Below are 26,365 nucleotides of genomic sequence, written 5' to 3' on the forward strand. Positions count from 1 at the left end.
TCGGGTGTCCTCAGACGGACCCTCATCTGACCGAACCCGCATCATCCGGCGGCAACCGGGCGTCCTCCGAGAGCCGACGCCTCACACGCCGGAACCTCAAACCAGCATCATTCGCCGCCACCCCACCGGCGGGTTCCCCGCTCTCGCCGACGCGACCATCATCGCCCCGGCTCCCGAGGAAACCCAGACCAGCTACATCCCCCGCCCCACCCCCGCCGCCGTCGGACGAGTGCACCGTCCGCGCCCGAGCCCGGTGGCGGCGTCCGCGACGGCGACGGTCTCGATCATCAGCGGCTGGGCCACGGCCGTCATCGCCACATCGCTCATCACCAACTGGTGGCGAAGCGACGAGTTGTTCTGCGTCGCAATCGGTTTCCTCACCGCGGTGTCGGCAGCAGCCACCATCGGCGGCCTGATCTCTCTACTGCTACGCCGACGCATCGGCAGGCTGCTGATCGGTGTCGGGGCGGTTGTCGCGCTGATGATCTTCGCGGGCCTGTTCGTGGCGGGCGCCAGCCTGCCCCCGGTGGTGTACGCCATCCCGGTCCTGCCGCTGGCCAGCATCGTGATGGCCGCGCTACCCGCGACCGGGCGTTGGTGCCGGTAGCACCCGAGCCAGTGCCGTTCCGGTCAACGTGAGAATAACGATCGACCTCACACTGCGAATCGCCTGTACTGAGCCTCATGCTCAGCCGTCTACTTCGCGTCGCCCTGGTATCGGTAGTCGCCGCATCGGCCGTCGCCTGCAGCAGTGCTGACAACAGTTCGGGCGGCTACACCCTGCGGGTGGGTGCGACGTCGGTGACCGGGACGCCGGCCGGCTCGCTGGGCTGGGGTGACCGACAGGGCATCCTCGCCGATCAGCTGAAGGCCGCGGGTGTCGACAAGATCGAGTACTCCTTCTTCCAGTCGGGCGGCGATGCCGTCTCGGCCTTGTTCGCCGGTGCCGTCGACGTCGCCGCGGTCGGTGACAATCCCGCATTGCGGGCACGCAGCCGCAACCCAGACGTCGTTCTCCTGGCGCTTGATTCGGTGAACAGCGACCTCCAGTTGATCGGCGCGAGGGGTGGCCCCACCGATATCAAGGAACTGGTCGGCAAGAGCGTCACCGCCCCGCAGGGAACGATCCGCGATCGCACCGCGCGCCAGCTCATCGAAGCGGCGGGACTCACCGGCCAGATCGAGGTCAGGGATGTGCCGACACCGGAGTCCATCGCCGGACTGAGTTCGGGACAGATCGACGCGACGATCGTGAGCGGCGCGAGTTCGGTGGAACTGCAGGAGAAGGGCTACCCGGTCATCGACAGTCTCTCGCGGCACGGCATGGGGAGTACCGGGACCAACATCACCCTGACGTCATTCACCGAGGCGCACCCCGACTTCCGCGATGCCTGGCAGCGAGCGGTCACCGCGGTCAACCGTGATATCAACGAGAACTTCGACGCCTATCTGCGGTGGGTCGCCGAAACCGACGGCACCAAGTTCGAATACGTGCAGAGGTCAACCCAGGCAGCGGAATTCAATACCGAACCGTTCCCCCAGGTCGGCGTTGACCAGCTCCAGGACGCCTACGACTTCCTCAACGCCGATGGCTCATTCGACAACGAGTACTCGATTACCGAGTGGATCGGTGCCAAGCCGTGACCGCTGCGGCCATCGTCACGGCGGACACGGCACCACCTGGCCCCGACCTGATTGAGGTCGTCGCCGGGCAGCGCGCCCAGAAGGGAGTGTGGGAACGCATTCCGCGTCCGGTGCGCCGAACGGTGGGTCCGGCTCTGATCCTGACGGCGTGGGCCGTCGGCTCGGCCACCGATTTGCTCAACCCCGACCTGTTCCCGCCACCCACGCAGGTCGCCGCCACCGCGTGGCGGCTGCTCGGCGACGGCCAGCTCGCCACCCACGTCGGGGCATCGGCCACTCGCGTGGTGACCGGTACCGTGCTGGGCATTCTGATCGGCGTACTGCTCGCGGTCGCCGCCGGGCTGACCCGCACGGGCGAGGACCTCCTCGACTGGACGATGCAAATCCTCAAGGCGGTACCGAATTTCGCGCTCACACCGCTGCTCATCATCTGGATGGGTATCGGCGAGGGGCCCAAGATCGTGCTCATCACCACCGGGGTCGCGATCGCGATCTACATCAACACCTACTCCGGGATCCGTGGCGTCGACCGCCAACTGGTCGAGATGGCGCAGACACTGAAGGCGGGTCACTGGACCCTGATCACCCACGTGATCCTGCCCGGCGCGATGCCGAACTTCCTCGTCGGCCTGCGCCTGGGCCTGTCCAGCGCGTGGCTCAGCCTGATATTCGCGGAGATGATCAACACCACCCAGGGCATCGGCTACCTGATGTCCCGCGCACAGACCAACCTGCAGTTCGACATCTCCCTGCTGGTCATCGTCATCTACGCAGTCGCGGGCCTGCTGTCCTACGCGCTGGTGCGTGTCCTTGAGCGGCTGCTTCTCTCCTGGCGCAACGGCTTCGACGGCGTGGCATGAGTTCTGTCGTCGCGGTCCGCGGGCTCCGGCGCGCGTTCGGGTCCCAACAGGTTCTCGACGACCTCGAACTCGACATCGCCGACGGTGAGTTCGTGGCGATGCTGGGCCGCTCGGGATCCGGCAAGAGCACGCTGCTGCGTGCGCTGGCCGGGCTCGACGATCAGGTGAGCGGATCGGTGGTGGTCCCCCGCTCGCGGGCCGTCGTCTTCCAGAACCCACGGCTGCTGCCGTGGCGTCGCGCGCTGGCCAACGTCACGTTCGCGCTGCCCGACGCCGGGCCCGATGCGCCCAGCCGCGCGGCCCGCGGGCGCGCGGCGCTGGCCGAGGTGGGCCTGGCCGACAAGGAGCAGTCCTGGCCGCTGTCCCTCTCTGGCGGTGAGGCACAACGCGTCTCCCTGGCCAGGGCCCTGGTGCGCGAGCCCGATCTGCTGTTGCTCGACGAACCGTTCGGTGCCCTTGACGCACTGACCCGGCTCAAGATGTATCGCCTACTTCACGAGCTGTGGTCGCGGCGGCACATGGCGGTCCTGCACGTCACCCACGACGTCGACGAGGCGATCCTGCTCGCGGACCGGGTGGTGGTGCTCTCCGGTGGGCGCGTGTCCCTCGATCGGCGGGTGAATCTGCCATTTCCACGCAGCCGAGGTGACAGCGGATTCGACCCGCTGCGCCGCACCCTGCTTGCCGAACTGGGGGTAGCGGAGGAGGTCGGCCATGACCGATCTCAATGACCTCGATGAGCAGTCAACCGATGTGCTGGTCATCGGGGGCGGCCCGGCCGCGGCGTGGGCGGCCATTTCCGCGGCGGAGAGCGGGAGCCGGGTCACCCTGGTGGACAAGGGCTATTGCGGTACCAGCGGAGCGACCGCAGCTGGCGGCAACAACCTGTGGTTGATCGCTCCGGGGCCGCGCCGCGAGGAGTCGATACGCGAGCGCGAGGTGGCCGCGGGTGGACTCACCGACTCCGACTGGATGTTTCGGGTGCTGACCGCCTCCTGGGACCGGATCGAGCAGCTGGCACAGTGGGGTTATCCGTTCCCCGTCGACGCCAACGGGGAACCCATGCGCAGCAGCCTGCAGGGCCCCGAGTACATGCGGCGCATGCGACGCAAGGCGCACCGCAGCGGAGTTCGCATCCTCGACCACCACCCGGCACTCGAGCTCACCACCGACACCGACGGCGTCGTCAACGGCGCCAGGGGTATTGCCCGCCAGAACGGCGGGCGGCCGTGGCGGATCGCCGCGGGGGCCGTAGTGCTGGCCACCGGCGGCACCGCCTTCCTGTCCGGCACCTTCGGCACCAACGTGGACACCGGCGACGGGCTTCTCATGGCCGCCGAGCTGGGCGCCGACCTGTCCGGTATGGAGTTCTCCGGCGCATACGCGCTGGCCCCGGAGTGGGGTGTGCACACCAAGGGGCGGATGCTGCAATGGGGCAGCTTCTATGACGAGCACGGGCAGCCGTTCCCCACCGAGCGCGGGCTGGGCGGACGCCTCGACGCCCAGCGCGCGCTGGCCCACGGCGAGCGGGTGTTCGCCCGACTGGACCGCGCGCCCGCCCATATCCGGCAGACCATGCGTGACGCCCAGCCCAACTACTTCCTGCCACTCGACAAGGCAGGCATCGACCCGTTCGTCACTGCCTACCCGATTCGAATGGTCCACGAGGGATCCGTTCGCGGGACCGGCGGCCTGCGCCTGACCGGACCAGACTGTGCGACAACGGTTCCCGGCCTGTTCGCTGCTGGCGATGCGGCGACCCGCGAACTGATCACCGGCTCCCTCAGCGGCGGCGGCAGCCGCAACGGTTCGTGGGCCATCGCCTCCGGCACGTTCGCCGGCCGGGGGGCAGCACAGTTCAGCCGCGGCCGGGCCCACACCACCGGAGCCGCCACTATGGCGCCGCGATTGGGCGCCCGCCCCGGGCTCGACGGCGCACCGACCGTCGAGGAGGTCGTCAGCGCGGCACAGGCGCACGTGCTGCCACCGTTGCGCAGCTATCTGAAATCGGAGACACGGCTGGTCGAGTCCGCTGTCGCACTGGAAGCGTTGTGGCGCGACGTCGCCGATGGGCTTGCGCCGGTGGCGGATCGGGATTCCTACAAACCGCGCCAGGCCATCGCGTTGGTCGCCGCGGCCAGGTGGATCACGGCGTCGTCACTGGCCCGGGCCGAGAGCCGCGGCCTGCACCGCCGCGAGGACCTGCCCGAACGCGACCACCGCTACGACCACCGAATCCTGGTCGGCGGCCTGGACGAGGTCTGGACGCGGCCGGATCCCGTAGCGCCACAACTCATCTCGTCGGGATCCGCGGCATGATCGAGATCGTCAGCGCAACCGCATGCATCGCGTGCGACATCTGCGTGAAGGTGTGCCCCACCGACGTGTTCGATCGGGGAGAGGACGGGGTTCCCGTCATCGCTCGCCAGTCGGACTGTCAGACGTGTTTCATGTGTGAGGCCTACTGCCCCGCCGACGCGTTGTACGTCTCCCCAATCTCTGTGCCGGTGGGGGCGGACAGCCCGCACGCCGACGAGCGGGCCGTCACGCAGACCCGACTGCTGGGCGGCTACCGCGAGATGATCGGCTGGGGCCAGGGCCGCACCGCGGGTGCCCGCCGCGACCAGAACCCGGTCCTGACCGCGGTGCCGCCGCTAGCGGAGTCGCAACTCCCGGTTCCCGCTGTGCTGGCCGATCGGCCCTGGAACCACCCGGATTAGAGCTTCTGAATGGGCGCGTGGTTGTGCATGAGTTTGACGCGGCCCGCGCTGCCGAAGTCGATGAGCGACATCGCGGACTCGCCGACACCGGCAACCTCCTCGACCCGGCCCAGCCCGTACTTGTCGTGGGTTACCCGGTCGCCGGGCTCCAGCGATATCAGTGGCTTGTTGCGAGCACCACCGGGACGTCCCGGCGCCGGGCGGGCAGAGCCGTAGCGGGAAGCACCGCCGACCGGAGCGCTGAACGATTGCGGGGCCTCGACACGGCGCCAGTCGATGAGCTCCTGCGGGATCTCGCGCAGGAACCGTGATTCCGGGTTGAGCATCGGCTGCCCCCACGACGAGCGCACCTTGGCCCGGCTCAGATGCAGCCGCTGGCGCGCGCGGGTGATTCCGACATAGGCCAGCCGCCGCTCCTCGGACAGCTCGGTCGGATCCCCCAGCGCCCGCATGTGCGGGAACATGCCGTCCTCCCAGCCGATCACGAACACGACGGGGAACTCCAGGCCCTTGGCAGTGTGCAGGGTCATCATCGTCACCACACCCGAGCCGTGTTCGGGAATCCCGTCGGCGTCGGCCACCAACGACACCCGCTCGAGGAATTGCGCCAGCATGCCGGTGTCGGGGACGTCCTCGTCGACCGGTTCGCCCTCCTCCTCGCGCAGCGCGGCGGCGTTGGTCATGTCGATGCTGAACTCGTGCGCGACGCTGACCAGCTCGTTGAGGTTGTCCAGTCGCGCCAGATCCTGTGGGTCATTGGATGTTTCGAGTTCACGTCGATACCCGGTGCGGTCCAGCACGGCCTCGACCAGGTCCCCCAGCTCGCCGTCGAGTAGCCCGCGCAGCTCGTCCAGCATCTTCACGAAGCTGGCAATGGCCTTCTCCGAGCGGCTGTTCAGCAACGGGACCCGGCCCGCGGCGGCCTCCTGCAGGGCGTCGTTGAAGTTGGCGCCGGTGTTCTCGGCGTGCACCGCGACGCACGCCTCGGCACGGTCACCGATACCGCGGCGCGGGGTGTTGAGGATGCGGCGCATGCTCACCGCGTCACCGGGGTTGTCGAGCACGCGCAGATACGCCACGACGTCGCGGATCTCCTTGCGCTCGTAGAAGCGAACGCCGCCAACGACCTTGTAGGGAATGCCTGCGCGGATGAAGACGTCCTCCAGCGCGCGCGAGCTGTTGTTGGTGCGGTAGAACACCGCGACGTCGTTGTAGGTGATCTCGCCGCGGTCGGCGAGCGCGTCGATCTCCTCGGCGACGAACCTGGCCTCGTCGTGCTCGTTGTCGGCGACGTAGCCGACGATGAGTTCGCCCTCACCGGCATCGGTCCACAGCCGCTTCTCACGTCGACCCGCATTGCGCGAGATGACGGAGTTGGCGGCCGACAGGATGTTCTGTGTGGAACGGTAATTCTGTTCCAGCAGAATGGTTGTCGCGTTCGGGTAGTCGCGCTCGAAGTCCTCGATGTTGCGGATGGTGGCGCCGCGGAACGCGTAGATCGACTGGTCGGCGTCACCCACCACGCACAGTTCGCCCGGTGGCACGTCACCGGCCTCGGCCGAGCCGGGGTCGGGGTGGCCGACCAGTTCGCGCACCAGCATGTACTGCGCGTGGTTGGTGTCCTGGTACTCGTCGACCAGGATGTGCCGGAAGCGCCTGCGGTAGTACTGCGCGATCTGCGGGAATGCCTGCAGGACGGCGACGGTCTCCCCGATCAGGTCGTCGAAGTCCAGCGCGTTGGCGGCGCGCAGCCGACGCTGGTACTCGGAGAACACCTCGGCGACGACGCGGGTCAGATCGTCACTGGCCTCGGTGAGCTCGGCGGCCGCGCGGTCGGGGTCGATCAGCTCGTTCTTGAGGTTGGAGATGGAGTTGGACAGCAGCCGCGGCGAGTACCGCTTGGTGTCCAGGCCCATGTCCTTGGCGATCATCATCAGCAGGCGCCGTGAGTCGTCCGCGTCATAGATCGAGAAGTTGGAGTTCAGGCCCGGCAGCAGCGACGCCTGGTTGCGCAGGATTCGCACGCAGGTGGAGTGGAACGTCGACACCCACATGGACCGCGCGCGGGGGCCGATGAGGTCGACGACACGCTCGCGCATCTCGGCGGCGGCCTTGTTGGTGAACGTGATGGCCAGCACCTGCCCGACACCGACGTCGCGCGCCGCGAGTAGGTAGGCGATGCGGCGGGTCAGCACGGCGGTCTTACCCGACCCTGCTCCGGCGACAATGAGCAGCGGTGTTCCCTCGTGGAGCACCGCCTGGCGCTGTTGCGGGTTCAGCCCGTCGAGCAACTGGTCGGTTTCGGTGGCGATCGACATATCCCCTTGAACTTACCGCTGCACAGGGACAGTTTGCGCCGAGCCGTGCCGGTCATCAGGGCGGGCCCCGCGATGTCACCAGGGCGGGCCCTGCGATGTCTTTGCGCCGACGCCGCTGTTGGTGGCACACTCGATCTGTGCTCGATCTGCAGGGACGGTTTTTTTATGGACACCGGCAACCGGTGTCCGTGGTCTAGCTACTTCCCAGAGCCCCGCGGTCCGATTCCGGATCCGGGGCTCGACTCTCTTGTCAGACCCGAAACCGGATGAGACCACAATCCATGCGCGAAGAGAATTCGGAGTCACAAGACATGAGCGTTGAAACTGAGCCCACTCCCGACATCGACGATCTTCGTCGCGAGATCGATCGTCTTGACGCCGAGATCCTGGCTGCTGTCGCCCGTCGCACCGAGGTGTCCAAGCTGATCGGCAAGGCCAGGATGGCCTCCGGCGGCACCCGTCTGGTGCACAGCAGGGAGATGAAGGTCATCGAGCGCTACAGCGAACTCGGCCCGGAGGGCAAGGACCTCGCGATGCTGCTTCTGCGGCTGGGTCGCGGTCGACTCGGCCACTGATCCACTCCCCTGGTCAGGGTTTGCCGAACCCGGCCTCCCCGAGAACCCGCTGCCCGACCTCGCCGGTGACGTAGGAGACGAACTCTCGTGCCAGGTCAGCGTCCTTCGCGCCCTTGAGTGTTGCGATCGGATAGGTGTTGACCGCGTCGACCGCCTCCGGGAAGTTGATCGCGGTGACCTTGCCGTCCGAACCGGCGACGTCGGTGACGTAGACCAGCCCCGCGTCGGCCTGCCCTGACGAGACCTTGTTGAGCACGTCGGTGACCGACGACTCCTCGCTGACCGGGTCGAGGTGCACTCCGGTGGCCTCCTCGACCTTGTTGGTCGCCGTCCCGCAGGGCACCTGCGGAGCGCACACGACGACGTTGAGACCCTCGCGGGTGAGGTCCCGGAAAGATGTCACGTGCTGCGGATTGCCCGGTGCCACCGCGATGGTGAGCGTGTTCGAGGCGAAGCTCACCGGGTCGCCGGCGACCAGGCCCGCCTGGACCGCCTTGTCCATGTTCTTGGTGTCGGCCGACGCGAAGACGTCGGCGCTCGCCCCCTGTGTGAGCTGCGTGACGAGATCCGAGGAGCCCGCGAACGAGAACTCAACGGACGCACCGGGATTGTCGGCCTTGAACTGCTCGCCGATCTCGGTGAACGACTTCTTCAGCGATGCGGCCGCGAAGACCGTCAGCGTTCCGGGTGGCGCCTCGCCGTCCGACCCGCAGCCGCTCACCAGAGCCGCTGCCAGCGTGCACGCCGCGACCAGCCCAACGATCCTTCTCATGACTTCTCTCCCGACGTTTCGACGATGACGGTTGTCGCCTTGACGACGGCGACGGCGACGCTGCCCGGCTCGAGGCCGAGTTCACGCACCGCCTCGGTGCTCATCAGCGATACGACGGTGAACGGCCCACACTGCATCTCCACCTGCGCCATCACCTTGTCGGTGGTGACCTTGGTGACCAGGCCGGCGAAGCGGTTGCGTGCTGAACTGCCGACGCTCAGGGGGTCCTGCGGTGCCGGGCCAGCCCTGCCGCGGATGAACTCCGAGAGCTGCGCGCCGTCGAGCACCTTGCGGCCTGCGTCGTCGTTGGTGACCGTGAGGCCCCCGTCGTCGATCCATCGCCGGACGGTGTCGTCGCTAACGCCCAGCAGGTCGGCGGCCTCGCGGATCCGAATCGTCGGCATCGGCACACCCTATCCGCAAACGCGGGCCAGATGCCCATTCCGTGCCGCAGATGCGGATACTGCCGGTGTTGGCGGTGGCCCCGGGGCCTAGCTCGTCAGCGCGATGTACTTGGTGTCGAGGTACTCCTCAATACCCTCCGAGCCGCCCTCGCGTCCGAAGCCGGACTCCTTGACCCCGCCGAACGGGGCCGCCGGATCGGAGATCACACCACGGTTGACGCCGACCATGCCGGCCTCGATCGCCTCGGCGACGCGCAGCGCACGGTCCAGCGACTGGGTGTAAATGTAGGCGGCGAGCCCGTACTCGGTGTCGTTGGCGGCGGCGATGCCCTCCTCCTCGGTGTCGAAGCCGATGATCGGAGCCACCGGGCCGAACACCTCCTCCTTGAGGATGCGGGAATCCGCCGACAGGTTGGCGAGCACGGTCGCCGGATAGAAGTGGCCAGGCCCGTCCGGCGCGACACCACCGACCGCGACGGTCGCACCGCGCGACACCGCGTCCGACACCAGATCCGCGACGGTCGCGACCTGCTTGGCGTTGATCAGCGGCCCCAGCGTCGACGACTTGTCGAGCCCGTTGCCGAGGGTGAACTCACGCATCCGCTTCACCAGCTTCTCGGTGAACTCCTCGCGGACCGCGTTGGCGACGTGGAACCGGTTCGACGCCGTGCACGCCTCACCGCCGTTGCGCATCTTGGCCAGGACCGCGCCGTCGACCGCGGCGTCGAGGTCGGCGTCGTCGAACACGATGAACGGTGCGTTGCCGCCCAACTCCATCGACAGCCGCAGCAGCTTGTCGCTGCTCTGCTTGGCGAGGGCCTTGCCCACGCCGGTCGAGCCGGTGAACGTCAGCTTGCGCAACCGGCCGTCGTCGATCAGCGCGGTGGTCAGGTCACCCGGCTTGGCCGTCGGCAGGACCGACAGCACGCCCTTGGGCAGGCCCGCCTCGTCCATGAGCTTGGCGAGCAGCAGCATCGTCAACGGAGTTTCCTGCGCGGGTTTGATGATCATCGTGCAACCCGCGGCCATCGCCGGACCGATCTTGCGGGTGCCCATCGCCAGCGGGAAGTTCCACGGCGTGATCGCCAGGCACGGGCCGACGGCCTGCTTGGTCACGATGATGCGTCCCGTGCCCGCGGGGCTGCGGGTGTAGCGACCGTCGATGCGGACGGCCTCCTCGGCGAACCAGCGGAAGAACTCGGCGCCGTACTTCACCTCGCCCATGCTCTCGGCGAGCACCTTGCCCATCTCGAGGGTCATCAGCGTCGCGAACTCCTCGGCGCGCGCGGTGATCGCCTCGAACACCGAACGCAGGATCTCGCCGCGTTCGCGCGGTGGCGTCGCCGCCCACTCCTTCTGCACGCCTGCGGCGGCGTCGAGTGCGGCGATGCCGTCCTCGGGGGTGGCACTGGCGATCGAGATCAGCACCTCGTCGGTGGCGGGGTTCAGCACGTCCAAGGTCGACGACCCGGCGCGTTCCTCACCACCGATCCAGAGCCCGGTGGGGACAGATGACAGGAGCTTGGCGGTGTCCATACGTCAATCATTTACTCCTTCGAAAGGCGCTCCGCACTAGGGTCGGGGGAATGAGCGCCCCTCCTTCTCAAATTCCAGACATCACCACAACTCCCGCCTGGAACGCGTTGGTTCGGCATCACGATCAGATCGGCGCCAAGCACCTGCGGGAGTTCTTCGACGAGGATCCGTCGCGTGGCCGCGACCTCACGCTGTCGGTCGGTGACCTCTACATCGACTACAGCAAGCACCGCGTCACCCGCGAGACGCTGAAGCTGCTCGTGGACCTGGCCAGGGCCGCCGACCTGGAGGGCCGACGCGACGCCATGTTCGCCGGCGAGCACATCAACACCTCCGAGGACCGCGCGGTCCTGCACACCGCGTTACGCCTGCCGCGCGACGCGTCGCTGACGGTGGACGGCCAGGACGTCGTCACCGATGTGCACGATGTGCTCGACGCGATGGGCGACTTCACCGACCGGCTGCGCAGCGGGCAGTGGACCGGTGCCACGGGTGAGCGCATCACCACGGTGGTGAACATCGGCATCGGCGGCTCGGATCTCGGCCCGGTGATGGTCTACGAGGCCCTGCGGCACTACGCCGACGCCGGCATCTCGGCGCGGTTCGTCTCCAACGTCGACCCGGCGGACCTGGTGGCCAAGCTCGACGGGCTCGACCCCGCGTCGACGCTGTTCGTCATCGCCTCGAAGACCTTCTCCACCCTGGAGACGTTGACGAACGCGACGGCCGCGCGCCGCTGGCTCACCGAGACGCTCGGCGACGCGGCGGTGTCCAAGCACTTCGTCGCGGTGTCCACGAACAAGCGCCTGGTCGACGACTTCGGCATCAACACCGACAACATGTTCGGCTTCTGGGACTGGGTTGGCGGCCGCTACTCGGTGGACTCCGCGATCGGGCTGTCGGTGATGGCGGTGATCGGCAAGGAGCGCTTCGCCGAGTTCCTCGCCGGCTTCCACCTTGTCGACGAACACTTCCGGACCACCCCGCTCGAGGCGAATGCGCCTGCCCTGCTTGGTCTAGTCGGCCTCTGGTACAACGAGTTCTTCGACGCCCAGTCCCGCGCGGTGCTGCCCTACTCGAATGACCTGTCGCGGTTCGCGGCCTACCTGCAGCAGCTGACGATGGAATCCAACGGCAAGTCGGTCCGCGCCGACGGTTCACCGGTGACGACCAACACCGGCGAGATCTACTGGGGCGAGCCGGGAACCAACGGCCAGCATGCGTTCTACCAACTGCTGCACCAGGGCACCCGGCTGATTCCCGCCGACTTCATCGGGTTCAGCCAGCCAACCGATGACCTCCCGACCGCCGACGGCACGGGCAGCATGCACGACCTGCTGATGAGCAACTTCTTCGCGCAGACCCAGGTGCTGGCGTTCGGCAAGACCGCCGCCGAGATCGCGGCCGAGGGCACGCCGGCGGACGTCGTCGCGCATAAGGTGATGCCCGGAAACCGGCCAACCACTTCGATTCTCGCGACGAAGCTGACACCGTCGGTGGTGGGCCAGCTGATCGCGCTCTACGAACACCAGGTCTTCACCGAGGGCGTCATCTGGGGAATCGACTCGTTCGACCAGTGGGGCGTCGAGCTGGGCAAGACCCAGGCCAAGGCGCTGCTGCCGGTGATCACCGCCGACGCCGCGCCCGCCGAGCAGTCCGACAGCTCAACCGACGCCCTGGTGCGGCACTACCGCAGCGAGCGCGGCCGGGCCAGCTAGCGGAGTCACCCCGCGGCGCCACGGCGCCGCAGCTCCTCGTTCTCGCGGCGCAGGCTGGCCACCTCGTCACGCAGAGCGGCCAGGCGCGGCTCCAGTTCGACGGCGGAGAATCGCGGGGTGATGTGCTGCTGACAGTTCCAGTCGAATGCTTCGACGCTGACCACGACCGCACGCTCCACGACGGCGTCGTACTCGGGGACAGTCAGCGACTCCACGAGCGCGGCGTCCTCCTCGACGGTGGTGATGCGGGCATGGCCGAAGATCTTCAGCCGGCGCCGATGCGGGTAGTCCATGGCGAACAGGGCGACGCGGTCGTCGGCGGTGACGTTGCCCGTGCTGATGTACTGCAGGTTGCCCTGAAAGTCGGCCCACCCCAGCGTGTGATCGTCTAGGACGCGTATGAAACCGACTGGCCCGCCCCTGAATTGCACGTAGGGCCAGCCGGTTTGGCTCACTGACGCGAGGTAGAAACCGTCGCGTTCGGACAGGAACTCACGTACATCCTCCGTCAGCGGGTCGGGCCCGGCGATGGCGCGGGCGCGCATCGTGCGGCTGGTGTAGAACGCGTCACTGCCGTAGTGCTTCTGCGCCTCGCGCACGGCGTCGGTGAACGCGATGGTCCCGTAGTGCTGGCTCACCGGACGATTGTCGCCCCCTGTCGCGATTTCGGCGCGTTTTGGAGCGGTGAGCGCTCCCTTGCGCGCCGAAATCGCAGGGGTTAGGCGAAGCGCTTGGTGAAGCGGGGTGGCAGCACCTTCAACAACTCCACCAGCGGCCACCAGGGCCAACCCGGCACGACGGCGCGTCCCCGCTCCTTCTCGATGGCGTCGACCATGGCCCTGACGCCGGTCTCGTTGTCGACCATCAGCGCCGTCGAGTTGGCCTTCGCGGTCATCTCGGACTCGATGTAGCCCGGCTCGAGCACCGTGATCTTGATCGGACCGGACGGGTACTCGGCGCGCAGCGATTCGCCGAGCGACGTTACGCCGGCCTTGCTCGCGGCATAGGCGGCCTTCACCCCGGGCACGCCCTTGTTGCCCAGCACCGAGGACACCAGAACCAGGTGCCCGGCGCCGGCCTTCGCGAACATCTCGAGCGCCGTCTCGATCTGCACCAGCGCCGACACCAGGTTGGTCTCGATGGTGGCCTTGTTCGCCCACAGCTTGCCGCCGCCGAGCTTGTAGCCCTTGCCGATTCCCGCATTCACGATGACGCGGTCGAGACCACCGAGTTCCGTTGCGAGCTCGGCGAACACCCTCGGCACCGCCTCGTGGTCGTTGACGTCGAGCGCGGCGACCGCGATCGTGATCTGGGGATGGCTGGCCAGGAGTTCGGCCTTCAACTCCTCGAGGTTCTCGGTGCGACGCGCGCACAGCGCGAGGTCACGGCCCTTGGCAGCGAACTGACGGGCCATCCCGGCGCCCAGGCCGGAGCTGGCACCGGTGATGAGGATCTTCTGACGAGTCACCCGTGGAGGATAACCAAGTAAGCGATGATAGATCCCCGTGAGACTCATCGCACTCCTCGTCGCCGGCGCCACCCTTGGCGCCCTCACGGCCACGCCACCAGCACACGCCGACGCCACCGGCCCCCTGTATCGCCTGGTCGACACCGCGTCACAACGCCTCCTGACCGCCGACCCGGTGGCGGCGGTCAAGTGGGTCGACGGCGGATCCATCGAGGACGCGGCACGCGTCCGGCAGGTGCTCGACAACGTCGCAGCCGACGCGCGCGACCGCGGAGCCGACGAGGCGTTCGTGCGGCGGGCGTTCGAGAATCAAATCCACGCCACCGAGGGCATCCAGTACGTCCGATTCGGGCAGTGGAAGCTCGACCCCGCCACCGCGCCGACGAGCGCACCGGATCTGTCCGAATCACGTTCGGCGATAGATGGTTTCAATCGCACCATGGTCGCGGAGATGACCGATCAGTGGCCCGTTCTCCGCGGCCCCGGCTGCCACGCGGCGCTCGACGACGCCCGGCAGAGCGTCATCGCGGCCCGCGGTCTGGATCCGCTGTACCAGCAGGCGCTGGACTTCGCGACGCACACCTACTGCGGCTGAACGCTCTTCGCGCAAGCGCTCATCGCCGGTTGAATGCTCTTCGCGCAGGCGCTCATCGCCGGCTGAACGCTACTTGAGCAGTTTGGACATCCGGCGATCGGCGAGCACCTTGCCGCCGGTCTGACACGTCGCGCAGTACTGGAAGGACTTGTCGGCGAACGAGACCTCGCGCACCGTGTCACCGCACACCGGGCAGGGCAGGCCGGTGCGAGCGTGCACGCGCATGCCCGAGCGCTTCTCCCCCTTCAGCGTGGCCGCCTGCTGACCGACCGACCGTGAGACCGCATCGCTGAGCACCGAGATCATCGCGTCGTGCAGCGATCCGAGCTGGGCGTCGGTGAGCTTGGCTGCCGTCGCGAACGGCGACAGCTTGGCGACGTGCAGGATCTCGTCGCTGTAGGCGTTGCCGATACCCGCGATGACCTTCTGGTCGGTGATGACGGTCTTGATGCGACCGGTGTTGCCCTTCAGCGCCGCGGCCAGACCCTCGGGATCCAGGCTCAGCGCGTCGGGGCCCAGCGAGGCGATCTGCGGGATCTTCATCGGGTCGTCGACCAGCCACACCGCTAGCCGCTTCTGTGTCCCTGCCTCGGTGAGGTCGAACCCCGGGGCCTCGCCGGGTGTTCCGAGGTGAACGCGCAGGGCGATAGGCCCCTTACCCGGCTTCAGGGGTGCAGCGGCGAGCTTGTCCGACCACCGCAGCCAGCCGGCCCGCGACAGGTGTGTGATGAGGTGCAGATCGCCGACTTGCAGTCCGAGGTACTTGGCCCAGCGGTTGGCGCCGGTCACCTCCTGACCGTGCAGCGCCGTCGTGGGCGGATCGAACGTCTTGAGCACCGACAATGCCGAGACATCGACCCTTCCGACGGTCCGGCCGACCGCATGCCGCCGGAGGTGATCCGCCAGCGCCTCTACCTCGGGTAGTTCAGGCATGCCATCCAGTGTGCCGCACGGTTACACGCCGACGCTGCGTTCTGCGCTCCGGGTGAACAGCGACAGCAGCCAGCTCACGATCGACAGCACGATCGCCGCCCAGATCGCAGTCCACCAGAAGTCGTCGATGGCCAGACCCCAGTGCGTCGTGTTCTCGGTGATCCAGGAGGTGATCCACAGCATCAGAGCGTTGATGACGACGTGAATCAGGCCGAGCGTGAGGATGTAGAGCGGGATCGAGATCAACTGCACGATCGGCTTGATGACGGCGTTGACGAGGCCGAACACCACCGCGACGACGAAGATGATGCCCACCCGCTGCCACGTGCTGTCCCCGCCGACGAAGTAAATCCCGTTGACGACCAGGGTGACGATCCAGAGGGCGAGACCGGTCAACGACGCCCGCAGCAGAAACTGTGCCATGGCGCTGATCTTGCCACTGCCGGCGTCGCTTCGGAGGTCACTCAGGCCGGACGCAGCAGGTAGGTGTCCATAATCCAGCCGTGCCGCTCGCGGGCCTGCGCACGCAGCGCGGCGATGCGTTCGCCGTCGGCGCCCACGGTGCCCGCGACGAGCAGTTCGTTGGGCGTACCGAGGTACGCGCCCCACCAGATCCTGGTGTCCGGCGGGCATGTCAGGAAAGCGCAGTCCCCGTCGAGCATGATCACCGATGCGCCCGACAGCCCCTCGTCGCGGAGCCGGCGGCCCGTCGTGATGAGCACCGGTTCACCAATATCGTTGAGTGGTATGCGATGTCGCGCCGTGAGCGCCTGTATCGCGGTGATCCCGGGGATGACGTCGTAGTCGAGGTCCACGCGCTGCGCGACGAGGTCGAGGATGCGCAGCGTGCTGTCGTACAGCGACGGGTCACCCCACGCGAGGAACGCACCGACACCACCGTCGGGCAACTCCTCCTCCATGGCCCGCGCCCACACGTCGGCGCGGGCGGCGTGCCAGTCGTTGACGGCCTGGCGGTAGTCGCCGGACTTGGCCCGCGACGGATCGGCGAGCTCGACGAAGCGATACCCGGACTTCTCGATGAACCGTTCGCAGACCTCGCGCCGCAGCGCGACCAGGTCGCCTTTCGATTCGCCCTTGTCCATCGCGAAGAACACCGCAGTGTCGTTGAGCGCCGAAATGGCCTGGGCGGTGACGTAGTCCGGGTCACCTGCGCCGATGCCTATGACGTGAATGCGTCTCGTCATGAGACCATCGGTATCCAGTACCCGGGGTATTGACAACTTGGTTCAGGCGTCATTAGGTTTTGGAGCATATCGGGGCACAAGCCAGCGAAGGGACGTCGGCGATGAGCGCTTGCGCGAAGAGCAGAGGGCCACGATGACGCTTTCCTCTGATGCGGTTCGACGCGCCAGTGCGCCCAGCCGCGAGGAGTTCTCCGAACGGCTGCTGCGGGGATCGGTCAAGAAGTACTACGAGCCGATCGTCGACATCGACTGGGACGCGGAGCTGGAGCCCGACAAGTTCTTCCTGCCGCCGAAGGTGGTGTCCCTCTACGGCACGCCGATGTGGGACGCGATGACCCGCGCCGAGCAGATCGAGCTGTCGCGCCAGGAACTCGTCAACACCCTGTCGGCAGGCATCTGGTTCGAGAACATTCTCAACCAGGCGCTGCTGCGCAACCTCATCCACAGGGACCCGACCGCGAGCGCATCGCACTACGCGCTGACCGAGCTGGGCGACGAGACCCGTCACATGGTGATGTTCGGCAAGGCCATCGAGAAGCTCGGAGCCAAGCCCGTCCAGCCCCGGCGCTATCAGCGGATCGCCATCAACATGCTGCCGCTGGCGTTCAAGGGATCGATGCTGTGGGTCGCCGCGCTCGTCGGTGAGGAGATCTTCGACTCGCTGCAGCGCCAAATGATGGACGACCCGCAGCTGCAACCGATGGTGCAGCGGCTCATGCGGATTCACGTCACCGAGGAGTCCCGTCACATCCAGTTCGCCCGCGACGGCGTGCGCAGGCGCGTCCGCGATATGCCCCGGTTGAGCCGGTGGTGGGTGGCCAACATCAACGGTCTCGGCGGCTACTTCTTCCGGTACCTGTTCACCAACCCCGTGCAGTACCGCCGCGTCGGACTGCCGGCCCGCAAGGCGCGACGCATGGCGCGGCGCAGCAGCAACCGTCACGACGTGCAGGTCATGGGGTTCGCGCCACTGGCCGCGTTCCTCACCGAGGTCGGGCTGATGGGTCCGATCGCGCGGCGGATGTGGCGACGTGCGCGCTTCCTGCCGGGCCCGGTGACGCCGGGCACTCCCGAGGCCCTCGGAGTCAAGGGCGGTGAGGTCTACGACGGCGCGGCCACCCTGCGAGTCGCCGGGGAGGACCACGCGGTGCGTGTCCGCCTGACCGGTCACCTCGACCCGATCGATGGCCAGTACCACTGGCGCGGCACCGTTTTCGGAACGCTCCCCGACGATGTCCTCAAGCGGCCCGAGGCGTTGCTGACCGCCAACGGTCGTACGGCGGCATCCCGGCTGACCGAGCGCTCGTCGCAGGGCGGCTACTCCGTGACCGGTATGGGTGCGCCACCCTTCAACTGAGCGCTGCGCACGCCCATTCCGAGCAGCACCACCGCGAACACCGCGCCGACCGCGCCCGAGACGAGCAGCGGCAGCGTGCCGTCGGCGCCCCACGCGAAGCCCGCCCACAATCCGGCGGCCAGGATCGCGAAACCCGTCGCACCCTGGAACACGCCCTGGGCGCTGGACTGCAGATCCGCACCGACAAGCGATGAGATCCACGCCTTGCTAACGCCGTCGGTGCAGCCGGTGAACACGCCGTATGCACCGATCAACAGCCAGGCGATCAGCGGATCGTCGGTGAGACCCAGACCGCCGTACCCGATCGCGAAGAACACCATTCCGATACCCAGCACCACGGGCCGCGGAAAGCGGTCGGCCAGCACCCCGGCCGGATAGCTGACGAGCGCGTACACCGCGTTGTACGTGACGTACGCGAGGATCACCTGGGGTACGGAGAAGCCGATCTCGTTAAGCCTCAGCAGAAGTAGCGCGTCAGGAAAGTTGACGACGCCGAACGCCACCAGCAGTGCCGTCACCCGCCAGTACCCGCCGGGCAGGTCGCGAACCCGGGAGAAGATCCCCACCCGCACAGCCGCGGTCAGGACGCGACGCTTCTCCCGCGTGAGGAAGACCAGCGCAACACTCAGCACGGCTGGGACGACGGCGATCCACAGCAGCGGCGCGATCTGGTGGTCGAGAAGCTCGTAGGCCGCCAGGCCCAGAAGCGGACCGACCACCGCGCCGGCGGTGTCCATCGCGCGGTGGAAGCCGAACACCCGGCCCCGTGCGGACGCGTCGATGTCGACAACCAGCAGCGCATCGCGCGGCGCGCCGCGAACCCCCTTGCCGAGCCGGTCGACGACACGGCCCGCCAGCACTCCGGGCCATGCCGCGAACGCCGCGACCATGACCTTGCCGAGGGCGGCCATGCCGTACCCGGTCGCGATCAGCGGGCGGCGCGCGTAGCGATCCCCCAGCGGGCCGGCTGCGAGTTTCGTCAGCGATGCCGCGCCCTCGGCCGCACCCTCGATGGCGCCGACGACGGCGACGGGCGCGCCCAGCACGGTCGTGAGGTAGATCGGCAGTAGCGGATAGAGCAGTTCACTGGCGGTGTCCTGCAGGAACGACACCGCGGAGAGGACGCGCACGTTCCGGGTAAGCCACGGTCTGCGGCGCGGACCATCCTGCGGGGGTCTGCGCACGCGCATCATCATGCCGCACCATTCGAACCTGCATAATTAGAACGTGTTCTAGTATTGGCCGCATGCGGTTCACCTATGCGGAAGCCATGACCGACCCGAAGTACTACATCCCGTTGGCCAAGGCGGCCGACGAGGCCGGGTATCACGCGATGACCATTGCGGACAGCGTCGCGTATCCCGAAGTGTCCGACTCGAAGTATCCATACACCGAGGACGGCAATCGCGAGTTCCTCGACGGCAAGTCGTTCATCGAGACGTTCGCGCTGATCGGGGCGCTCTCCGCGGTGACGACGAAGCTGCACTTCAACATCTTCGTCCTGAAGCTGCCGATCCGCCCGCCGGCGCTGGTGGCCAAGCAGGCCGGGTCGTTGGCCGCGATGTTCGACAATCGGCTCAACCTGGGTGTCGGCACCAGTCCGTGGCCCGAGGACTACGAGATCATGGGCGTGCCGTTCGCCAGGCGCGGCAAGCGCATGGACGAGTGCATCGACGTCATCCGCGGCCTCACCTCCGGCGAGTACTTCGAGTACCACGGCGAGTTCTACGACTTCCCCACCTTCAAGATGACGCCCGCCCCGACGAAGCCGATTCCGATCCTCATCGGTGGGCACGCCGACGCCGCGCTACGGCGCGCCGCCCGCAACGATGGCTGGATGCACGGCGGCGGCGACCCCGCCGAGCTCGATCCGCTGCTCGCCAAGTTGCAGAAGTATCGGGACGAAGAGGAACGCATCGGACTCGCCGACGAATTCCAGATCCACGTCATCTCCATCGACGGGTTCACCCTCGACGGTGTCAAGCGACTCGAGGACAAGGGTGTCACCGACGTCATCGTCGGCTTCCGGATTCCCTACATCACGGGCCAGGACACTGAGCCGCTCGACGCCAAGATCCGCAACCTGGAGTGGTTCGCGGAGAACGTCATCGCGAAGGCGTGAACTCCCCGGCCGGCAGCCTCGTGCCGGTCAGATTCTCGGCCACCGCCCACAGCGACGCCGCCAGATCGACACCACGCGAACTGCGCGGCAGGTCGAGTGTCTTGGTGGGCCCGACGAGGCCACCCAAGCCGCTGGGGCCGTAGTACGCACCCTGGCGCGCCGACGGGTCGGTCGCCGCGAACAGCAGCGGCTCGGTGCCCGGCACGACGTCCTGCGACGGCAGGATCGGCAGGTCAAACAACGGGTTGAACCGCTTCTTCGCGCGCCCGAGGTTGGGCCCGGTGGCCTGCAGGTTGGTGCGTGTGTACCCCGGATGAGCAATGGTGCTCAACAGGTTCCAGTCGCGCTGCCTGGCCACCCTCGCCAGGTGCAGGCCGAGCAGCAGGTCGGCCAGCTTGGATTGTGCGTATGCCTTGACCGGGCTGTAGGACTGCGCGAACTGCAGGTCGCGGAAGTTGATGCGGCCCATATTGGCGGCCCCGCTGGACATTGTCGTCACACGCGGCGACTCCGATGAGAGCAGAAGCGGCAGAAGCAAATTCGTCAGGGCGAACGGGCCGAGGAAGTTGCTGCCGAACTGCAACTCAAAGCCGTCCACAGTGGTCGTGCGCTGTGGCACCGCCATCACGCCCGCGTTGTTGATCAGCACATCGAGCGGATGGCCGTCGGACAGGATTGTCTCGGCGAACGCGCGCACGCTGGCGAGGTCCGCGAGGTCCACCCGCCGGACCTCGAGCGACGCGGCAGGCACATCGCGGCGGATCTCCTCGGCCGCGGCATGCCCCTTCTCCTCGGTGCGCACCGCCATGACGACATGGCCGCCCGCAGCGGCGATGCGGCGCGCCGCCTCCTTGCCGGTGCCGCTGTTGGACCCGGTGATCACGAACCGTCGACCGGTCTGGTCGGTGACGTCATACATGGGCGTTCCTCTCCCCTCGGGCCGTTTAGCGACCGCTGGTCTCTAGTGCCGCCGACGCTAACAGACCGCCGGTCGCTAGGCAAGAGACCGGTGGTGCCTTAAGCTGGCGGCGTGATGTCCTTCGTCCGTGCGCATAGCCCTGAACAGCGGGAAGTTCGGCGCAACGCGATCCTCGACACCGCACGGGCGATGCTCGAGGAGATGCCGGTGTCCGAGGTGACCCTCAACGGGTTGAGCCGCCGGGCCTGCATGGCGAAGTCCAATGTGCTGCGCTACTTCGAGTCGCGAGAGGCCGTGCTGCTGGAGTTGTCCGCCGAGGCGCTCGGTGAATGGGTGGACGCGCTGGAGGCGGACCTCGCGGTCGGGTTCGACCGGTCAGATCCCGTGTCCTCGCGCGCCGTCCGAGTGGCCACTGTCATCGCGGACTCGTTGGCCGCGAGGCCTGTCCTGTGCGATCTGATGAGCGCACAGGCCTCGGTGCTCGAGCACAACATTTCGACCGATACCGTCCTGACGTACAAGCGCGCCAGCCTCGCCAACATAGAGCGCCTCGCCGGGATGGTGTCGACGCAGCTTCCCGAACTCAGCGGCGACGATGCCCGCAAGTTCACAGCGATGGCCGCGCTGATGGCCACCGCGGCATGGACGCACTGCCACACCGCACCGGCGGTCGTGGCGGCATATGAATGCGACCCCGCTCTGCAGTTCCACAAGCTCGAGTTCGACGCCACACTGCGGGAATCGCTTGAGTTGATCCTGGCGGGACTGCTCAGCCGATGAGTGCGTCGACCGAGCGCGCGCTGAGCACCTCGTCGAGCACCATCGCCGCGGTGCCCACCACCGCCGAGTGTCCGCCGTGCGCGGCAGGGACCACCTCGAGTTCCCGGGTGGCCATGGCGGTGGCGTTGCGGTACAGCGACTCTCGGAATCCCGCGACGAACACCTCGTAGGCGGCCGCCAGGTCACCGGCGATGACGAGGACCGCCGGGTTGAGCAGGTTGACCGCCGCGGCGACGACCTCACCGATGTGCCTGCCGCTGTCGCGGATCATGCGTCGCGCGTCCGGGTCGCCGGCGTGAACGAGTTCGATGACGTCGCGCATGTGCCGCACGGATCGCCCCTGCTGCTGCAGTTGGTGTACCAGCGCCCACCCGCCGGCAATCGCCTCGAGGCAGCCCGTGTCACCGCATCTGCACGGAATACCCTGCGCCGCAGCGATCTTGTTGTGCCCGAACTCCCCCGCGGCCTGTGCCGCGCCGCGCTGCAGCACGCCGCCGGCGATGATGCCCGCACCCAGACCGGTCGACGCCTTGAGCACCAGAAGGTCGTCGAGCCCGGCCAGCTCACCGCCGCGCTCGCCGAGGGCGATCGCGTTCGCGTCGTTGTCGAACAGCACCGGAACGGCGGCGCCAAATCCCGGGTCGCTGCGCTCCTGCCCTCCGGAAAGCGCCTGCAGCTCAGCAAAGTACGGGCGCAGTTCCACACCGTCCCATCCGCGCAGGATCGGCGAGTCGCGACTGCACCCACGTTCCCGATCGACCGGCCCTGGCATGCTGAGCCCCACCCCGTACACGGGAACGTCGCGACGCTCCTGCAGCAGCACGTCGAGGCGCTTGACCACGTCGGGCATCAGGTCGTCGGGCCCGAGCGCAACCTCCTGGTCGATGTCAGAGGTGGCGACGATCTCGCCTGCGAGGTTGCACACCGCCAGGCGTGTGCGGCTGATGCCGACCGCCACACAGAGCACGACCCCCGCGTCGGCGTCGAACGTGAGCATGGCAGCCGGGCGACCTCCGGTCGACGCGGCGGACTCACTCTCTGCGACCAGGCCCAGATCCATCAGGGCGGCCACCCGGACCGCGATCGCGGTGCGCGACAGGCCGGTCAGCTGGCCGAGTTCTGCGCGTGTCGTATCGCGCAGCTCCCTGATGTGGGCGAACACCTCGCCGACGCCGACCATGGGTTCGATTGAAGCACGAAAAACGTAAGGAATGCCACTTTCGCCTCGGGAATACATAAGTCAGTTTGAAGAACGGCATAAGTACCTCTACCGTTGTCACGTGACCCGAGCCCTGAACCGACCGACCCGCCCGCAGTCGGTCGTCGCCCCCGACACCACCGTCCGGTGGCTGGCGGTGTTCGCGCTGGCCGTGGGCGGTTTCGGCATCGGAACCACCGAGTTCGTGGCGATGGGCCTGCTGCCCGATATCGCGGGGAGCCTGGGGATCACCGAACCGACCGCGGGTCACGTCATCTCGGCGTACGCACTCGGCGTCGTTGTCGGAGCGCCGCTTATCGCCGCGCTGACCGCCCGCATGCAGCGCAGGACGCTGCTGCTCGGCCTGATGGTGATGTTCACCCTCGCCAACCTGGCCAGCGTGTTCGCCCCCACCTACGGCTCGCTGATCGCGGCGCGCTTCATCGCCGGGCTGCCGCACGGCGCGTACTTCGGCATCGCCGCGCTGGTGGCCGCGCACCTGATGGGCCCACAGAACCGGGCCAAGGCCGTCTCACATGTGTTGGCCGGCCTTACGGTTGCCACCGTCCTCGGCGTACCCGTGGCGTCGTGGCTCGGCCAGCACTTCGGCTGGCGCAGCGCGTTCGGGCTCGTCGTGGTGATCGGCCTGCTGACCCTGGCCGCGCTCTGGTTCTGGCTGCCGAGCATGCACTCGATGCATGTCACCAGCCCGCTCACCGAACTCAGCGCGCTCAAGCGCCCGCAGGTGTTGCTGGCCCTGTTGGTCGGCATGGTCGGGTTCGGCGGAATGTTCGCGGTGTACACCTACATCGCGACCACGCTGACCGACGTCGCGGGCCTGTCACGCGGCATGATTCCGTTGGCCCTCATGATCTTCGGTGCGGGCATGGTGGTCGGCAACCTGGTCGGCGGCAAGATGGCCGACGTCTCGGTCATCGGCTGGCTCTATGGCGCGATCACCGCCCTTGCCGTGGTGCTGGCGGTCTTCGTCGCCGCCGCCCACAACCCGTGGACCGCGCTGATCGGGTTGTTCTGCATCGGCGCCGTGGGGTCCTCCATCGCACCCGCGCTGCAGACCCGACTGATGGACGTGGCCCACGATGCGCAGTCGCTGGCCGCCGCGCTGATGCACTCGGCGTTCAACTTCGCCAACGCGACAGGTGCGTGGATCGGCGGTGTGGTGATCGCTGCGGGGTACGGCTACACCGCCCCGGCGGCCGCGGGCGCGATACTCGCCGTCGCGGGCCTCGTGGTGCTGACGGTGTCAGTTCTGCTGCAACGCTTCACCGAACGGGCGCGCTGAGTCGCCTAAGCCGGAACAACTCCGCGCGGCAGGATCAGCGGCAGGTCGTTGTAGGTGACGATGCCCGGCGCGGCGGCCACGACGGCGGGGATGGCGTTCAGCGGTGGGGTGGCGGTCATGATGTGACCGAGCACCATGAACTCCTCCAACGTGGTCGCCTCGAAGTCGGGCGGCGGCAGGAACCCGACCTTCATCGTCACGGTCGGACGGCCCGCGATCTCGATGACCCAGCCGTCCTGCTCGATCGGCCAATTCGGCTGGAGCGTCTGACCCTTCTTCCACAGCACGGAGATCTCGACGCGGGTCTCCCCGCCCACGATGCCCTTCCAGGTGGCGTGCACGCCCGCGACACAGCCCGCCGGGATGGTCCACGAGCCCAGGTCGAGATCCTCTGTGGTCTCGGCATACTCGGCGTCGCAGCGCACCTCGTCGAGTTCGATTCCGAGCGCGTCGGCGACCATCCGGACCGCCTCGCCGAACACGCCAGTGCCGTGCGCGGTCATCGCCTGCAGGTCGGGGTGATCGATCGGCTGCCCGAATCCGACCGGCTTCTCGGTCGCCGGTGAGTCGTAGAACGTGGTGTCTGCGGCCTCGTTGACAGTGATCCTGTCGACGCGGTCGCAGATTCCTGCCGCGACGACCGACAGCTGGTTGACGTAGCCGGGGCTGATGCCGGACCCGAACATCGTCGAGCCGCCGCGGGCGCACGCGTCGGCGATCTTGTCGCGGCCGTCGCCCTGGTTGTGTCCGGTGATGAACGACGCCGTCGCCACCACGTTGATGCCCGCCTCCAGGATGCGCACCAGCTCGTCGACGTCGATCCACATCGGGTTGTAGACGACGACGTCGGGCTTGAGCGCCAGCAGCGCATCGATGTCGTTGGTCGCGGTCACGCCGAGCGGCTCGATACCGCACAGTTCGCCGACGTCGGCGCCCGCCTTGTCCGGTGACCACGCGTAGCAGCCGACGAGGTCCAGGGTCGGGTTCTTGGCGATCGCCGCGACCGAACTCTTGCCGACGTTTCCGGTGGTCCATTGGACGACCCGGTAGGGATCCCGCGGTGTCATCTCGCCTCGCTCTCGATGCAGCAGTCAGTCAACAGGTGACTCATGTCTACCGCTGACACCCCGCTCCCGAGGCGCTTTTCGCCATATTTTTCCCGAACAGGGAAAATCAGCTGGTGCGATGCGCGTCCGACGCGATCCGTTCCAGGCCGGCGATGACCAACGCCAGGTTGAACTCAAGCTGTCCCACGTCGGGCGCGGCGTGCGCACGGGCGGCGACGACCTGGCGCAACACCGGAAAGTCGTTGTCGGAGGCCGACTTCAGCGCCGTCTCGACACCCGGGACGTCCGGGTGCACCGGATCGTCGGCCAACCGCAGCGCGTCACGTCCGGCGGCGTAGCCCATATCGGTGAACAACGTCAGCGCGCGCCCTGCCGCGTCGGCGTCCAGCCCGGCGTCGACCAGCGCCTGCAGGACCCGCTCGACGGGGCCGAGGGTGCCCAGGCCCTGCCGCCCGGGTAGGCGGATGGACTCGGCCAGGACACCGACCTTGATGACCGCCTCGCGAAATGCGTACACGTAGGACCGCACCGCCTCGCGCCAGTCGCCGCCAGCGGGAATCTCGATCCTGCGCAGCTCGGCCTCGAAGACGTCCAGGGCCACCAGTTGGCGCAGCCCCTCCCGGTCGCCCACGTGGTAGTTGAGCGCCTTGGGATCCACCCCGAGTGCCTCGGCCACCCTCTGCATCGTCAACGCGTCACGGGGGATGCCGCGGGCGGCGGACAGAATCCGCTCACGACTGATCCGGGCTGGGCGGCCACGTGTACGCGGCCGCTCGAGATCCCCCTCGTTGCTCACGATGCCTGAGCCTAGGCTCTGACAGCGGTCGGGATACGTCCTCTATGGCGATCCCGGCGCGTCATCATTCGTTGA

The 26,365-nt window shown here is 67.6% G+C and carries 27 protein-coding genes; 13 read left to right on the forward strand and 14 right to left on the reverse strand.

The window, feature by feature from the left end; translation table 11 throughout:
• Window positions 1-4 precede the first annotated feature (4 nt).
• The 6 genes from ABIA65_RS10510 (at window position 5) to ABIA65_RS10535 (ending at window position 5,224) form a co-directional block, all read left to right on the forward strand.
• Entirely contained in the window at window positions 5-607 is a 603-nt protein-coding gene (locus ABIA65_RS10510; RefSeq protein ID WP_371746968.1) for a hypothetical protein, read from the forward strand.
• Between the two features lie 77 nt (window positions 608-684).
• Window positions 685-1,644, forward strand: a complete 960-nt coding sequence (locus tag ABIA65_RS10515) for an ABC transporter substrate-binding protein (RefSeq protein WP_241403375.1) — start codon at window positions 685-687, stop codon at window positions 1,642-1,644.
• A complete protein-coding gene (locus ABIA65_RS10520) occupies window positions 1,641-2,504 on the forward strand; it encodes an ABC transporter permease (protein WP_354523462.1) in 864 nt (287 codons plus the stop codon). Before ABIA65_RS10515 ends, ABIA65_RS10520 begins: the two co-directional genes overlap by 4 nt.
• Window positions 2,501-3,235, forward strand: coding sequence for an ABC transporter ATP-binding protein (locus ABIA65_RS10525; RefSeq protein ID WP_241403373.1), 735 nt, complete (start codon window positions 2,501-2,503; stop codon window positions 3,233-3,235). The genes ABIA65_RS10520 and ABIA65_RS10525 overlap by 4 nt, the downstream gene beginning before the upstream one ends.
• Window positions 3,219-4,823, forward strand: coding sequence for an FAD-dependent oxidoreductase (locus ABIA65_RS10530; RefSeq protein WP_354523463.1), 1,605 nt, complete (start codon window positions 3,219-3,221; stop codon window positions 4,821-4,823). The genes ABIA65_RS10525 and ABIA65_RS10530 overlap by 17 nt, the downstream gene beginning before the upstream one ends.
• Entirely contained in the window at window positions 4,820-5,224 is a 405-nt protein-coding gene (locus tag ABIA65_RS10535; protein ID WP_354523464.1) for a 4Fe-4S dicluster domain-containing protein, read from the forward strand. The genes ABIA65_RS10530 and ABIA65_RS10535 overlap by 4 nt, the downstream gene beginning before the upstream one ends.
• On the opposite strand, the gene pcrA is transcribed toward ABIA65_RS10535, so the two are convergent.
• Entirely contained in the window at window positions 5,221-7,542 is a 2,322-nt protein-coding gene (gene pcrA, locus ABIA65_RS10540; RefSeq protein ID WP_354523465.1) for a DNA helicase PcrA, read from the reverse strand. The genes ABIA65_RS10535 and pcrA overlap by 4 nt on opposite strands.
• 266 nt (window positions 7,543-7,808) lie before the next feature.
• Between pcrA and ABIA65_RS10545 the strand changes: the two genes are divergently transcribed.
• A complete protein-coding gene (locus ABIA65_RS10545; RefSeq protein ID WP_241403369.1) occupies window positions 7,809-8,117 on the forward strand; it encodes a chorismate mutase in 309 nt (102 codons plus the stop codon).
• A gap of 13 nt (window positions 8,118-8,130) precedes the next feature.
• Here ABIA65_RS10545 and modA read toward each other — a convergent pair whose 3' ends face one another.
• From modA to ABIA65_RS10560, 3 genes are all read right to left on the reverse strand, one after another.
• Window positions 8,131-8,889, reverse strand: a complete 759-nt coding sequence (gene modA, locus ABIA65_RS10550; RefSeq protein WP_241403368.1) for a molybdate ABC transporter substrate-binding protein — start codon at window positions 8,887-8,889, stop codon at window positions 8,131-8,133.
• Window positions 8,886-9,293: a TOBE domain-containing protein gene (locus ABIA65_RS10555; protein ID WP_241403367.1), complete on the reverse strand. Its 408-nt coding sequence runs from the start codon at window positions 9,291-9,293 to the stop codon at window positions 8,886-8,888. The genes modA and ABIA65_RS10555 overlap by 4 nt, the downstream gene beginning before the upstream one ends.
• Before the next feature lie 87 nt (window positions 9,294-9,380).
• Window positions 9,381-10,829, reverse strand: coding sequence for an NAD-dependent succinate-semialdehyde dehydrogenase (locus ABIA65_RS10560; protein ID WP_241403366.1), 1,449 nt, complete (start codon window positions 10,827-10,829; stop codon window positions 9,381-9,383).
• 50 nt (window positions 10,830-10,879) lie between these two features.
• On the opposite strand from ABIA65_RS10560, the gene pgi reads away from it, so the two are divergent.
• The gene (gene pgi / locus ABIA65_RS10565) at window positions 10,880-12,547 is read left to right on the forward strand and encodes a glucose-6-phosphate isomerase (protein ID WP_354523466.1); all 1,668 of its coding nucleotides are present in this window, start codon (window positions 10,880-10,882) and stop codon (window positions 12,545-12,547) included.
• A 5-nt stretch (window positions 12,548-12,552) separates the two neighbouring features.
• Here the strand turns inward: pgi and ABIA65_RS10570 are convergent, their stop codons facing one another.
• Complete coding sequence (locus ABIA65_RS10570) at window positions 12,553-13,185, reverse strand: pyridoxamine 5'-phosphate oxidase family protein (RefSeq protein ID WP_354523467.1); 633 nt, start codon at window positions 13,183-13,185, stop codon at window positions 12,553-12,555.
• A gap of 80 nt (window positions 13,186-13,265) precedes the next feature.
• Window positions 13,266-14,015, reverse strand: coding sequence for an SDR family oxidoreductase (locus ABIA65_RS10575; RefSeq protein WP_354523468.1), 750 nt, complete (start codon window positions 14,013-14,015; stop codon window positions 13,266-13,268).
• A 37-nt stretch (window positions 14,016-14,052) separates the two neighbouring features.
• Between ABIA65_RS10575 and ABIA65_RS10580 the strand changes: the two genes are divergently transcribed.
• Complete coding sequence (locus ABIA65_RS10580) at window positions 14,053-14,610, forward strand: chorismate mutase (protein ID WP_241403362.1); 558 nt, start codon at window positions 14,053-14,055, stop codon at window positions 14,608-14,610.
• A 69-nt stretch (window positions 14,611-14,679) separates the two neighbouring features.
• Here ABIA65_RS10580 and ABIA65_RS10585 read toward each other — a convergent pair whose 3' ends face one another.
• From ABIA65_RS10585 to cobF, 3 genes are read right to left on the reverse strand one after another with little or no spacing between them, the layout of a single operon-like run.
• Window positions 14,680-15,543, reverse strand: coding sequence for an Fpg/Nei family DNA glycosylase (locus ABIA65_RS10585; RefSeq protein WP_241403361.1), 864 nt, complete (start codon window positions 15,541-15,543; stop codon window positions 14,680-14,682).
• A 21-nt stretch (window positions 15,544-15,564) separates the two neighbouring features.
• Window positions 15,565-15,966, reverse strand: a complete 402-nt coding sequence (locus ABIA65_RS10590) for a phage holin family protein (RefSeq protein ID WP_241403360.1) — start codon at window positions 15,964-15,966, stop codon at window positions 15,565-15,567.
• A gap of 41 nt (window positions 15,967-16,007) precedes the next feature.
• A complete protein-coding gene (gene cobF / locus ABIA65_RS10595; protein WP_354523469.1) occupies window positions 16,008-16,748 on the reverse strand; it encodes a precorrin-6A synthase (deacetylating) in 741 nt (246 codons plus the stop codon).
• A 133-nt stretch (window positions 16,749-16,881) separates the two neighbouring features.
• Here cobF and ABIA65_RS10600 point away from each other — a divergent pair, with 133 nt between their 5' ends.
• Window positions 16,882-18,105 (forward strand): diiron oxygenase, encoded by a 1,224-nt coding sequence (locus ABIA65_RS10600; RefSeq protein ID WP_241403358.1) that lies wholly within the window; start codon window positions 16,882-16,884, stop codon window positions 18,103-18,105.
• On the opposite strand, the gene ABIA65_RS10605 is transcribed toward ABIA65_RS10600, so the two are convergent.
• Window positions 18,066-19,289: an MFS transporter gene (locus tag ABIA65_RS10605; RefSeq protein WP_241403357.1), complete on the reverse strand. Its 1,224-nt coding sequence runs from the start codon at window positions 19,287-19,289 to the stop codon at window positions 18,066-18,068. The two genes, ABIA65_RS10600 and ABIA65_RS10605, sit on opposite strands and share 40 nt — an antisense overlap.
• Window positions 19,290-19,351: 62 nt before the next feature.
• On the opposite strand from ABIA65_RS10605, the gene ABIA65_RS10610 reads away from it, so the two are divergent.
• Complete coding sequence (locus ABIA65_RS10610) at window positions 19,352-20,227, forward strand: LLM class flavin-dependent oxidoreductase (protein ID WP_241403356.1); 876 nt, start codon at window positions 19,352-19,354, stop codon at window positions 20,225-20,227.
• On the opposite strand, the gene ABIA65_RS10615 is transcribed toward ABIA65_RS10610, so the two are convergent.
• Window positions 20,211-21,146: an SDR family oxidoreductase gene (locus ABIA65_RS10615; RefSeq protein WP_241403355.1), complete on the reverse strand. Its 936-nt coding sequence runs from the start codon at window positions 21,144-21,146 to the stop codon at window positions 20,211-20,213. The two genes, ABIA65_RS10610 and ABIA65_RS10615, sit on opposite strands and share 17 nt — an antisense overlap.
• A gap of 114 nt (window positions 21,147-21,260) precedes the next feature.
• Between ABIA65_RS10615 and ABIA65_RS10620 the strand changes: the two genes are divergently transcribed.
• Window positions 21,261-21,926, forward strand: coding sequence for a TetR/AcrR family transcriptional regulator (locus tag ABIA65_RS10620; protein ID WP_354523758.1), 666 nt, complete (start codon window positions 21,261-21,263; stop codon window positions 21,924-21,926).
• On the opposite strand, the gene ABIA65_RS10625 is transcribed toward ABIA65_RS10620, so the two are convergent.
• On the reverse strand, window positions 21,916-23,106 hold the full coding sequence (locus ABIA65_RS10625; protein ID WP_354523470.1) for an ROK family transcriptional regulator: 1,191 nt from the start codon (window positions 23,104-23,106) through the stop codon (window positions 21,916-21,918). The two genes, ABIA65_RS10620 and ABIA65_RS10625, sit on opposite strands and share 11 nt — an antisense overlap.
• Window positions 23,107-23,206: 100 nt before the next feature.
• Between ABIA65_RS10625 and ABIA65_RS10630 the strand changes: the two genes are divergently transcribed.
• Window positions 23,207-24,427, forward strand: a complete 1,221-nt coding sequence (locus tag ABIA65_RS10630) for an MFS transporter (protein WP_354523471.1) — start codon at window positions 23,207-23,209, stop codon at window positions 24,425-24,427.
• A 5-nt stretch (window positions 24,428-24,432) separates the two neighbouring features.
• Here the strand turns inward: ABIA65_RS10630 and ABIA65_RS10635 are convergent, their stop codons facing one another.
• Together ABIA65_RS10635 and ABIA65_RS10640 are read right to left on the reverse strand one after the other, a co-directional pair.
• Window positions 24,433-25,494: an NAD(P)H-dependent amine dehydrogenase family protein gene (locus ABIA65_RS10635; protein WP_354523472.1), complete on the reverse strand. Its 1,062-nt coding sequence runs from the start codon at window positions 25,492-25,494 to the stop codon at window positions 24,433-24,435.
• Window positions 25,495-25,600: 106 nt separating this feature from the next.
• A complete protein-coding gene (locus ABIA65_RS10640) occupies window positions 25,601-26,290 on the reverse strand; it encodes a TetR/AcrR family transcriptional regulator (RefSeq protein ID WP_241403351.1) in 690 nt (229 codons plus the stop codon).
• Window positions 26,291-26,365: the final 75 nt, after the last annotated feature.

The organism is Mycolicibacterium sp. 624 (assembly GCF_040548615.1).
In the GTDB taxonomy this organism is placed as follows: domain Bacteria; phylum Actinomycetota; class Actinomycetes; order Mycobacteriales; family Mycobacteriaceae; genus Mycobacterium.

Excerpts from the sequence above, each read along its gene's own strand:
- ABIA65_RS10545 (WP_241403369.1), top strand. The coding sequence starts at position 7,809 with ATGAGACCACAATCCATGCGCGAAGAGAATTCGGAGTCACAAGACATG.
- cobF (WP_354523469.1), bottom strand. The coding sequence starts at position 16,748 with ATGACGAGACGCATTCACGTCATAGGCATCGGCGCAGGTGACCCGGAC.
- ABIA65_RS10615 (WP_241403355.1), bottom strand. The coding sequence starts at position 21,146 with ATGTATGACGTCACCGACCAGACCGGTCGACGGTTCGTGATCACCGGG.
- ABIA65_RS10555 (WP_241403367.1), bottom strand. The coding sequence starts at position 9,293 with ATGCCGACGATTCGGATCCGCGAGGCCGCCGACCTGCTGGGCGTTAGC.
- pgi (WP_354523466.1), top strand. The coding sequence starts at position 10,880 with ATGAGCGCCCCTCCTTCTCAAATTCCAGACATCACCACAACTCCCGCC.
- ABIA65_RS10515 (WP_241403375.1), top strand. The coding sequence starts at position 685 with ATGCTCAGCCGTCTACTTCGCGTCGCCCTGGTATCGGTAGTCGCCGCA.
- pcrA (WP_354523465.1), bottom strand. The coding sequence starts at position 7,542 with ATGTCGATCGCCACCGAAACCGACCAGTTGCTCGACGGGCTGAACCCG.
- ABIA65_RS10635 (WP_354523472.1), bottom strand. The coding sequence starts at position 25,494 with ATGACACCGCGGGATCCCTACCGGGTCGTCCAATGGACCACCGGAAAC.
- ABIA65_RS10530 (WP_354523463.1), top strand. The coding sequence starts at position 3,219 with ATGACCGATCTCAATGACCTCGATGAGCAGTCAACCGATGTGCTGGTC.
- ABIA65_RS10590 (WP_241403360.1), bottom strand. The coding sequence starts at position 15,966 with ATGGCACAGTTTCTGCTGCGGGCGTCGTTGACCGGTCTCGCCCTCTGG.
- modA (WP_241403368.1), bottom strand. The coding sequence starts at position 8,889 with ATGAGAAGGATCGTTGGGCTGGTCGCGGCGTGCACGCTGGCAGCGGCT.
- ABIA65_RS10525 (WP_241403373.1), top strand. The coding sequence starts at position 2,501 with ATGAGTTCTGTCGTCGCGGTCCGCGGGCTCCGGCGCGCGTTCGGGTCC.
- ABIA65_RS10535 (WP_354523464.1), top strand. The coding sequence starts at position 4,820 with ATGATCGAGATCGTCAGCGCAACCGCATGCATCGCGTGCGACATCTGC.
- ABIA65_RS10625 (WP_354523470.1), bottom strand. The coding sequence starts at position 23,106 with ATGGTCGGCGTCGGCGAGGTGTTCGCCCACATCAGGGAGCTGCGCGAT.
- ABIA65_RS10610 (WP_241403356.1), top strand. The coding sequence starts at position 19,352 with ATGCGGTTCACCTATGCGGAAGCCATGACCGACCCGAAGTACTACATC.
- ABIA65_RS10620 (WP_354523758.1), top strand. The coding sequence starts at position 21,261 with ATGTCCTTCGTCCGTGCGCATAGCCCTGAACAGCGGGAAGTTCGGCGC.
- ABIA65_RS10600 (WP_241403358.1), top strand. The coding sequence starts at position 16,882 with ATGACGCTTTCCTCTGATGCGGTTCGACGCGCCAGTGCGCCCAGCCGC.
- ABIA65_RS10560 (WP_241403366.1), bottom strand. The coding sequence starts at position 10,829 with ATGGACACCGCCAAGCTCCTGTCATCTGTCCCCACCGGGCTCTGGATC.
- ABIA65_RS10585 (WP_241403361.1), bottom strand. The coding sequence starts at position 15,543 with ATGCCTGAACTACCCGAGGTAGAGGCGCTGGCGGATCACCTCCGGCGG.